The 3,233-nt window shown below is 60.8% G+C and carries 2 protein-coding genes and 1 pseudogene; all 3 read left to right on the top strand.

What is annotated here, in order from left to right; genetic code table 11:
* Positions 1-292: pseudogene (locus VMA74_RS06765) on the top strand (hypothetical protein); the annotation flags it as partial.
* 11 nt (positions 293-303) lie between these two features.
* A complete protein-coding gene (locus VMA74_RS06760; RefSeq protein WP_325365875.1) occupies positions 304-1,110 on the top strand; it encodes a Wzz/FepE/Etk N-terminal domain-containing protein in 807 nt (268 codons plus the stop codon).
* A 1,016-nt stretch (positions 1,111-2,126) separates the two neighbouring features.
* The coding region (locus tag VMA74_RS06755; RefSeq protein ID WP_325365874.1) for a TonB-dependent receptor plug domain-containing protein at positions 2,127-3,233 on the top strand (1,107 nt) is incomplete at its 3' end.

Genomic DNA, 3,233 nt, shown 5'->3' with positions numbered 1-3,233 from the left:
TGTCGGCACGGAGTTCTTTCCCTTCTTGATGGCCTGGGGAGCGGCCGGCGCAGTGCTGTCGATGGTAGGCCTGTATGCCTTGCTGGCGTGGAGCGTACGCCGCCTGCAGCCGGCGGCATCGCTGTTTCCCCTGCTGATTTTTCTGCGCCTTGCCTATTGCTGCGTGATGTCGCCATTCGCGCCGCAAGCCTACACCTGGAGCAGCGCCGGCTTTATCGGCGTGTGCCTGCTGCTGCAGTTGTTGGCAGCGTGGCTTCCGGGCAGGGCGCCCGCCTCGCATTCCTACTCATGAGCACTCTTTCCATGCAACGAGACGACATCTACCTGATCGACATGTGGCGCTTGCTGCGCCGCGAATGGCGGTGGTTCCTGGCCGTGTTCGCCATAGCCTTGCTGGCCACGTTTGCCTTCATGCGCAGCGCCAAGCCGCAATGGCAGGCCGACGCCTGGATTCGCATCGGCCAGATCGGCACCGCGCCGGCCGGGCAGGATCCGAAAATTGAACCGCTGCAGCGCGTGCTCGAACGTCTGCAATGGATCCCGTTCCAGCGACAGGTGATGCAAAGCATCGGTATTGCGCCGGATACGCCGGAGGCCAAGCTTTATCACAAGAGCCTGAAGCTGGAGCCCTTGGCCTATGCCGGCCCGCTACTGAAGCTGAGCGTGCGCGCGCACTCGCCAGAGCAGGCGCGCCAGTGGGCTGAAGCGACCGTGGTGCAACTGCAGGCGATTCACCGCGACGTGGCGGCGCCGCAACTCAAGCTCGCCCATCAGCGGCTGGACGAACTGCAGCGCGAGCTGCAAAGCATCACGGCCGAGCGGGATCGCCTGCAGCAAAATGCGGAACAAAGCAAAGACGGTGTCGCCAGCCTGCTTTTGATCAGCAAGGATGAAGAGCTGAGCGCCTTACGGCAGGGACGCATCGACCTGCTTGCCCGTCTCGATCCTGCGTATACCTATGACACCGCCTTGATGTGGCCGATATACGTGCCAGAGCAGGCGGTGTTTCCCAATCCCGCGTTGACGTTGGGAATGGGCGCGGCGATGGGGTTGTTCCTGGGTGTGGTTGCTGCGGTGGGCAGGAATGCATGGCGGCGCAGGGCGGTGTGAATGCACTTCCATTCATCCACATGCGGTACTTTCCGCGCCAGGGACTCAAGCAAAGGGAACTGTTATGCGGCACCGCCTGAAGAATCCAAAGCCATTCATGGCGCGGCGCTACCGATATAGCCGGCATCGTCCGGGCGCGCGGGCAATTTGCCGGCTTTGAAAACTATCCCAAGTACGGCGCCATGATCCGCGCGAATATCCAGGATGCCTTGAATATCGCCAATAACACGAAAGATCCAATGTCGGCCATCTACGCTCAATTTATCACAAGGCCATCGAGGTCGCCAAATCGTTACGGTACTCCGACCCGTCGCCGGGCACGCTGGTGGCATGGCGTACCAGCGCGTGTATCTTGACGCTTACAGTGATGTGCTCCCTCCCCTGCGGAGTAGGGGAGGGTTGGGGTGGGGTGCGAGCGCAGCGAGTGGCAAGAGCCCGACGCTGCCGCATTGCTGCTTGTTATCAGAAGCCATAGGGACATTCGGCTGCACGCTAAAGCCCAAGCAACCCCACCCCAGCCCTCCCCTACTGTCGCAGGGGAGGGAGCGCATCGCGGCAGGCCATGGAGCAATGACGCTTAAGTTAGTGCCAGAATCGAAGCGCGTAGGTGGGTGGTGAGCGTATGCGAACCCCAACGGTGCCACGCAGATGGCGATGTTGGGGTTCGGCGTTGCCTCATCGCCAACCTACGAAGGATCGCGCCATGACCCTAAGTTCGGAGCATTGCTGCAAGTCGGTACGCAGGCGCGATTTTATTCCTCCGGCACGCGAAGGCCATTTCCCAAGAGGGAAGGCTTCCAGTGCATTCAGGCCAATTTTTCCGTTGGAATTTGCGCTTGGCGATTTAGGCCGCCCAGGACATTTCATTGTCCCAGTTTGGACCGTGAGTGCATGACGGCAATCGCTTAACTTGCCGCTAACAGCGTTGGATTTCTCCCTTGGCGACCCAGGATGGCCGAGGCGCTTTGCTGCGGGAAAAAGAACGCCGCCACGACATCCATAGGGGAGTTTGTTGCATGAAAGATCTACGACACAAGTCGCTGTGCCTGCTTATTTGCGCGTCGCTGGCAGGTTCTATCGGGCATGCCGGTGCGGTTGCCGCGCAGACGGCATCGACAGATGTGCAGAGTGCGCCCGCCGCTGATGCGCAGCAAAAATCGCTGCAGGTGATCCAGGTTACCGGCTCGCTGATCCGCAGCGTCGATATCGAACAGGCGCAGCCGGTCGTCACCCTTTCGGCGCAGGATATCCAGCAGCAGGGCTTTGCGACGCTGGGACAGCTCCTGCAGAACCTTACCTCGACTTCCACGCCAGATATCAGCAAGTCCAATCCCTCCGATGCGGGGACGGATGCCGGCGGAAGCTTCGTCGACCTGCGCGGCCTGGGTTCGACGCGTACGCTGATTCTCATCGACGGCAAGCGCGTGGGCAGTTCCTATACGGGCATGACCAACCTCGACACCATTCCCGTCTCGATCATCGATCACGTGGATATTCTTGCCGATGGTGCGTCGGCCGTGTACGGCTCCGATGCGATCGGCGGCGTGATCAACGTGATTACCAAGAAGGACTTCAACGGCGCGCAGATCGACGCGTACGAAGGCAAGTACATGCCGCACGGCGACGGTACGCAGGGACAGTACGGCGTTACCTTCGGCAAGAGCACGCCGCGCGGCTCGATCCTGTTCTCCGCGCAGTACCAGAATCAGGATGGCATCAGCGCCAATCGCCGTCCGTACAGCGCCTATCCGTTGACGGACCGGTTCCCGTTGAACGGCCTGGGTTCGGGCGCCTATGGCACGTTCGTCAATGCAGATGGCGGCCTTTCCGTGCTCAATGCCGGCGGCGATCCGCGCAACATCAACGACTACCACGCGCAGGTGGCGCCTACCACGGCGGCCAATGGCGTGGTGACGAATGCAGGCGATACCTATAACTACAGCAACCAGACCAGCCTGCTGAGCGCGACGACGATGAAGAACCTGTTCCTGCAGGGACAGTACAACATCACCGACAACGTCTCCGCGCACTTCAACGCCGCTTTCAACCAGGACAACAACACGTCCGAGCTGGGCGGGTTCCCGCTGGCCTCGACCAACATCACTTCGTCGGTGCCGCAATAC

Source organism: Dyella sp. (genome assembly GCF_035508675.1).
GTDB lineage: Bacteria > Pseudomonadota > Gammaproteobacteria > Xanthomonadales > Rhodanobacteraceae > Dyella_B.
Note: the sequence above shows the minus strand (reverse complement) of the source record. Positions and strands in the feature narration are given on the sequence as shown.

What these genes read in the sequence shown, in the direction of transcription:
- VMA74_RS06760 (WP_325365875.1), top strand. Translation starts at nt 304, where the DNA reads ATGCAACGAGACGACATCTACCTGATCGACATGTGGCGCTTGCTGCGC.